Source organism: Sphaerisporangium corydalis, assembly GCF_025506355.1.
GTDB classification, from domain to species: Bacteria; Actinomycetota; Actinomycetes; order Streptosporangiales; family Streptosporangiaceae; genus Sphaerisporangium; species Sphaerisporangium corydalis.
In genome coordinates this window covers 90,536-97,140 of the sequence record NZ_JANZYP010000033.1, presented here as the reverse complement: position 1 = coordinate 97,140, position 6,605 = coordinate 90,536, and the positions used below count along the sequence as shown (strand labels likewise).

Sequence of the window (6,605 nt, the reverse complement as noted above, 5' to 3'; positions counted from 1 at the left end):
CCCACCCTCATCCTCGACCAAAAAGAGATCACCGCCGCACCCCACCACCCACCCACCGCCAACGTCGGACCAGGCGACCTCGCCTACGTCATCTACACCTCCGGCTCCACCGGCGAACCCAAGGGGGCGATGAACTCCCACGGCGCCATGCTCAACCGGCTCCAGTGGATGCAGGACCGCTACCGGCTCGACGCCACCGACCGGGTGCTGCAGAAGACGCCGATGAGCTTCGACGTGTCGGTGTGGGAGTTCTTCTGGCCGCTGATGTCCGGCGCCCGGCTCGTCCTCGCCAGGCCGGAAGGCCACAAGGACCCGGCGTACCTCCGCGACACGATCATCCGCGAGAAGGTGACCACCCTGCACTTCGTCCCGTCCATGCTGGAGGTCTTCCTGGACCAGCCCGGCGTGGAGCGGTGCATGTCCGTACGGCGGGTCATCTGCAGCGGCGAGGCGCTTTCCGCCGAGCTCCAGGACCGCTTCCTCGACCGCCTCGGCACCGAGCTGCACAACCTCTACGGGCCGACCGAGGCCGCCGTCGACGTCAGCCACTGGCAGTGCGCGCGCGGCGACGCGACCGTGCCGATCGGGCGGCCGATCGCGGGCCTCACCCTGCACGTGGTGGACGCGAACCTGCGGGAGGTGCCGGCCGGCGTACCCGGCGAGCTGCTCATCGGCGGCGCCGGCGTCGGGCGCGGCTACCACCGCAGGCCGGGGCTCACGGCGCGGAAGTTCATCCCCGACCCGTTCGGCCGGGCCGGCGGGCGGCTCTACCGGACCGGCGACCGGGTCCGCCGGCGGGCCGACGGGGAGCTGGAGTACCTCGGCCGGTTCGACGACCAGATCAAACTGCGGGGCTTCCGCATCGAGCTCGGCGAGATCGAGACGGTGCTGGCCCGGCACCCGTCGGTGGCCCAGGCCGCCGTGGTCGTCCGCGAGGACCGGCCCGGCGACCAGCGGCTCGTGGGATACCTCACCCTGGACGAGCGGCACGCCTCCGGGGCCGCCCGGCTCGCCCGGCTGAAGGGCCGCCCGCTGCCCGAAGGGGGGCATCTGGTCGAGCTGGCGCCCGACCTGCCGCTCGTGATGCCCAACGCGCTGGACGGCCGGTTCGTGTACCGCGAGATCTTCGAGGACCTCACCTACGCGCGGCACGGCATCCACCTGCCGGACGACGCGTGCGTGCTGGACGTGGGCGCGAACATCGGGCTGTTCACCCTGTTCGTCGCCCGGAACTGCGCCCGTCCGAGGATCTACTCCTTCGAGCCGATCCCGCAGATCTTCCGCATGCTCCAGGAGAACATGGGCCTGCACGGGGTCGGCGCCGAGCTGATCAACAGCGCCGCCGGCGCCGAGGCGCGGGACGAGGTCGAGTTCACGTACTACCCGAACGCCTCGATCCTGTCGGGGCAGTACGCGGACGAGGATTCGGTGCGCGAGGTCGTGTCCGGCTTCCTGGCCAACGAGATCGGCGGCGACGCCGGGGACGAGACGGTGGGCGTCCTGCTGAAGGAGCGCCTGCGCGGCGTCCCGGTCTCCTGCTCGGTGGTGCCGATCTCGCAGGTCATGCGGGAGAGGGGCATCGAGCGCGTCGACCTGCTGAAGATCGACGTGGAGGGGAGCGAGCTCGACACCCTCGCCGGGATCGACGAGGCCGACTGGGCGCGGATCGACCAGGTGGTGGTGGAGGTCCATGACGTGGACGGGCGGCTGGCGTACGTGCGCGAGATGCTGTCGGCGCGCGGGTACCAGGTCGACGCCCACCGCGACGAGTCACTCCGCCACAGCGCCCTCTACAACCTCTACGCCCGCCGCACCCCCACCCCCCCGGCCCCCGCCGGCGTTCCTGGTGCGCTCGGCTCGTTCGGGTTCTCCGGGGACCTGGCGGACGAGCTGCGCGAGCACGCCGGTGGGCTGTTGCCGGAGTACATGGTCCCGGGGGCGTTCGTCGTGCTGGAGCGGCTGCCGCTCACGGCGAACGGGAAACTGGACCGCAAGGCGCTCCCGGCACCCGGCTCAGGACCCCAGACGTCGGGACGGGCGCCGCGCAACGTCCGCGAGGAAATGCTCTGCGCCCTGTACGCCGACGTCCTCGGCCTCACCCGCGTCGGCATCGACGACGATTTCTTCACCCTCGGCGGCCATTCCCTCATGGTCACCCGCCTGGTCGCCCGCATCCGGGACGTCCTCGGCGTACACGTCCCCGTTCGCGCGGTCTTCGACGCCAAGACCGTCGCGCGCCTGGCCCCCGCCCTCACCCCCGGCCCGGCGGGGCGGCCCCCCGCGATCATCGCGCGCGATCACCCAGGCCCCGTGCGGCTCTCGCACGGCCAGCAGCGGCTGTGGTTCGTCGAACAACTGCACGCGGGCGCGGCGGTGTTCAACATCCCGCTCGTGCTCCGCCTCCACGGCGAGCTCGACACCGAGGCCCTCCAGGAGGCGGTCCGCACCCTGTGGCGGCGGCACGCCTCCCTGCGGCTGCGCTTCACCGAGGCCGCCGGCCACCCCGTCCAGGAGATCGGCCCGGAGGACGGGTTCGACCTGACCCTCGCCGACGCGTCCGGCGACCTGAACGGACGGCTCCACGCGCCGCCCGGCCCAGCCGGGCTGCCCCACGCACCTTTGGACCTGGACGGGCTGCTCCACGACCTGCTGCACGAGCCGTTCGACCTGGCCCAGGGGCCGCTGCTGCGCGCCCACCTGATCCGGGTCGGCGACCGTGACCACATCCTGGCGCTGGTCGTCCACCACATCGCGGCCGACGGCTGGTCACTCAACATCCTGCGCCGCGAACTCGCCGAGTGCTACAACGCGCTCACCCAGGGCGGACGGCCCGGCCTGCCGCCCCTGCCCGTCCAGTACACCGACTACGCCACCTGGCAGCGGGACCAGACCGCCACCGAGCACCTGGACTACTGGCGCCACCAACTCGAAGACGCACCCGTACTGGACCTGCCCACCGACCACCCCCGGCCCGCCACCATGACCTACCAGGGCCACAGCCACCGCTTCCACCTCCCCCCCGACCTGGTCACCGCCATCCACCAAACCGGACACCAACAAGGCGCCACCCCGTTCATGACGCTGCTGGCCGCCTTCACCACCCTGCTGTCCGGCTACACCGGCCAGGACGACATCAGCGTCGGCGCCCCGCTCGCCGGCCGCGACCACCCCCAGCTCGACGACCTCGTCGGGTTCTTCGTCAACACCGTCGTGATCCGCACCCGCCTGACCGGCCGCACCGGCCAGCACGGCGACGACGCCCAGGACGGCGGCGTCCAGGACGGCGGCGGCGGCGAGCCCACCTTCAGGTGGCTTCTCGACCACACCCGCGACACCACCCTGTCGGCCCTGGACCACCAGGACCTCCCGTTCGACCACCTCGTGGACACCCTGCTCACCACCCGCGACCCCGCACGCACCCCGCTGTTCCAGGTCGCCTTCGCCCTGCAGAACACCCCCGCCGACCAGCCGGACCTCACCGGCCTCACCACCACCCCCATCCACCCCACCGCCGGCGCCAGCCAGTTCGACCTCACCATGTCCCTCGAAGAGGACGACCACGGCCTGCACGGCGTCATCGAATACCGCACCGACCTGTTCACCCACCACACCATCGAACGCCTCGCCGACCACTACCGGACCCTCCTCACCGCCGTCACCGCCGACCCGGACCGGCCCCTGTCCCACCTGCCCGTCCTGGTCCACGAGGGCGAGAGGTGGCGGGAGCCGGGGATCACCGCCGCCGAGGCCGTGCCCGACGACGGGCCTGCCACCCCGCGCGACGGGATCGAGCACGACCTGGCCGCGATCTGGCGGGACGTCCTGGACGTCCCGGCGGTCGGCCGGCACGACAACTTCTTCGACATCGGGGGCAACTCGATGCTCCTGGTCGGCGTGCGGGAGCGGATCAGGACGGAACTCGGGCGCGAGATCGCGATGGTCGACCTCTTCCGGATGTCCAGCCTGCGCGCGCTCGCCGGCCACCTCGCCGGCGACGAGCCACCGCCGCCCGGCACGTCATCCGGCGACGCGCCTGGAGAACCCGCAGGGAACCCGCTGCTCGCCGGCCGCCGACGGGCCCGCGCACGGCGCGACCTCGGCCAAGGCCGCACCTGACCCCTTCGACCCGGCACCACACCACCACCACGAACCGCGACCACCCGAACCGTGAAAGGACCACCAATGAGCCAGGAGCAGAGCCTCACCGATTTCCTCGCGGTCGTGAACGGCGAGGCCCAGTACTCGATCTGGCCGGCCGGGCGGCCGCTGCCGCTCGGCTGGGCCGAGGCTGGAATGCGCGGCACCGAGGAGGCGTGCCTCGCGCACATCGAGGAGGTGTGGACGGACATGCGTCCCGCGAGCCTCGCCCGCGCGATGCGCGAGTCCTCCGGCGACGCGCCCACCCCCGGTCAGGCCGCGTGACCGAAGGCTGATCTCCGAACGGCCGCCCGGCGCCCCCACAGGCGCCCGGCGGCCGTCGGCGTGCCCGGCGCCTCCCGGAAACCGCCTTCGCGCGGACCACCCCTCGCGGAATGACGCCTTCGCGCGGACCGCGCTTTCGCGCCGTCCCCCCATTCGGTCCGGTCGGAACAGGGCACCCCGCCCGACCGATGGGCCTGCCATCGAAGTCAGTGATTTCCTCTTCTGCTTTTGCCGCTTTCCATCCTCTCCAGGCTGCCCCTGACTGAGAGAGACGGCTCAACGTCCCACTCCACCAGCATGCCAAGACCCAATATGAAGAGATCAGCCATCCGGTACTGAATTCACGGAACCGGGATCAACCAGGGGAATTGGTGCCATGTCTACCAGCGCGCTCTACGACGCCGGGCCTTTCTCGAGCCCGTTCGACGACGCGGACGTCTGCGACATCTCAGACGCGTGCGACCGGCTCGACATCCCCGCCGTCCGCACCGGTTCGATCAAACCCATGTACCAGGGCTGCGCGCCGATCGTCGGCACCGTCTCAACGGTGACCCTCGTCCCGGGGGCCGGGGCTCCGTTCGACTCGCTCGTGGAGGCGTTCGCCGGCGCCGACGTCATGCTCGTGGACCTCGGCGGCCGTACGGACGTGCAGTGCTGGGGGACGGTGCTCGCGACGGCCGCCGGGCTCAGCGGCGTGCGCGCGGCGGTGGTGAACGGCGCCGTGCGCGACACCTCGGACCTGGCCGAGATGCGGTTCCCCACGTACGCGGCCGGGACGCACCCCGCGGGCATGCGCGGGCGGCTGGTCTTCGCCGGGGCCGGCGCGGACGTGCTCATCGCCGGGCGGCCGGTGTCCCCCGGATGGGTGGTGGCCGCCGACCTCAACGGCGTGGTCTTCTTCCCCGCCGACCGCGCCGACCGGGTCCTCGCGCTGGCCCGGGAGATCGCCGCCGCGGAACGGGACATGCTCGCGCGGGTCCGTGAGGCCGGCGACCTCACCACCGCTCTCCACCTCATGGCCAATCGGACCGACACAGACCGTAGGTGAACATGTCACAGCCCTCCCCCCGCACCCAGACGTACTTCGCCCAGAGCTACCCAGACGCCCGGTCGAACTTCCTGGACGCCGCCCGGCAGGCCGGCGCGGAGATCTCCTCCTTCCGCAACGACCACGGCAGCGACCCCTCCGGAGCGGACCTGTACACCGACGTCGCCTGGATCGCCCCAAGCGCGTCCGGACCCATCGTGACCCTGGTGTCGGGGACCCACGGCATCGAGGGCTTCTGCGGATCCGCGTGCCAGGTCGGGTTCCTTCGCGAGGAACTGTTCGCGGAGGCGCCAGAGGGCACCGGCCTGCTGCTGGTGCACGCGCTCAACCCGTACGGGTTCGCCCACGAACGGCGGGTCAACGAGGACAACGTGGACCTCAACCGCAACTTCGTCGACCACTCCGACCCGCCGCGCAATCCGGTGTACGACACCCTGCACGAGGCGCTCGTCCCGGCCGTCTGGGGCGGGCGGGAGCAGCGGGCGGCCGACCGGTCCCTGGGAAAGATCGCGGGGGAGCACGGCCTCAGGTACGTCCAGGAGGCGGTGACGGGCGGGCAGTACCTGCACCCCGACGGCCTGTTCTACGGGGGGACCGAGCCGGTGTGGTCGCACCGGCTGCTGCGCTCGATCGCGCGCGACTTCCTCGCCGGCGACCGGCGGATCGCGTACATCGACCTGCACACGGGGCTCGGCCCCCGAGGCTACGGCGAGCCCATCTTCCGTGGCGGCAGGGACCAGGACGCCCTCGCCAGGGCCCGTTCCTGGTACGGCCCTGCGCTCACCCAGTCGGAGAACGGCACCTCCAGCTCCACCCCGATCATCGGCAACACCGCCAGCTCGATCGCCGACGAGCTCGACGCGGATCAGCAACTCACCGCGATCACGCTGGAGTTCGGCACCCTGCCCGGCATCGCGGTGCTCGACGCCCTGCGCGCCGACAACTGGCTCTACCTGCAGAGCGAACCGGAGGCCGGTCATGTCAAGGAGATCAAACAGGCGATCCGGGAGGCCTTCTATCCACCGGATCCCGAGTGGCGCGAGGCCGTCTGGACGCGCGCGCAAGAGGTCTTCCGCCAGGCGTTCGCCGGCCTCGCTAAGGGCTGAGCCCGGAGTCCGACTTGCGGCATGCGTAA

Annotated in this window: 4 protein-coding genes; all 4 read left to right on the top strand. The window is 71.7% G+C overall.

Annotation, left to right across the window (positions count from 1 at the left end; genetic code table 11):
* Positions 1–4,116, top strand: a 4,116-nt coding sequence (locus NYZ98_RS22560; RefSeq protein WP_316249594.1) for an amino acid adenylation domain-containing protein, incomplete at its 5' end; no start/stop codon positions are given.
* A 66-nt stretch (positions 4,117–4,182) separates the two neighbouring features.
* Positions 4,183–4,422 (top strand): MbtH family protein, encoded by a 240-nt coding sequence (locus tag NYZ98_RS22555; protein WP_262844850.1) that lies wholly within the window; start codon positions 4,183–4,185, stop codon positions 4,420–4,422.
* A gap of 376 nt (positions 4,423–4,798) precedes the next feature.
* Positions 4,799–5,470 carry an RraA family protein gene (locus NYZ98_RS22550; RefSeq protein WP_262844849.1) on the top strand — a complete coding sequence of 224 codons (672 nt, stop codon included), beginning with the start codon at positions 4,799–4,801 and terminating at the stop codon, positions 5,468–5,470.
* 2 nt (positions 5,471–5,472) lie between these two features.
* Entirely contained in the window at positions 5,473–6,576 is a 1,104-nt protein-coding gene (locus NYZ98_RS22545; RefSeq protein ID WP_262844848.1) for a M14 family metallopeptidase, read from the top strand.
* The last annotated feature ends 29 nt before the right edge of the window (positions 6,577–6,605 follow it).

What these genes read in the sequence shown, in the direction of transcription:
- NYZ98_RS22555 (WP_262844850.1), top strand. Translation starts at nt 4,183, where the DNA reads ATGAGCCAGGAGCAGAGCCTCACCGATTTCCTCGCGGTCGTGAACGGC.
- NYZ98_RS22550 (WP_262844849.1), top strand. Translation starts at nt 4,799, where the DNA reads ATGTCTACCAGCGCGCTCTACGACGCCGGGCCTTTCTCGAGCCCGTTC.
- NYZ98_RS22545 (WP_262844848.1), top strand. Translation starts at nt 5,473, where the DNA reads ATGTCACAGCCCTCCCCCCGCACCCAGACGTACTTCGCCCAGAGCTAC.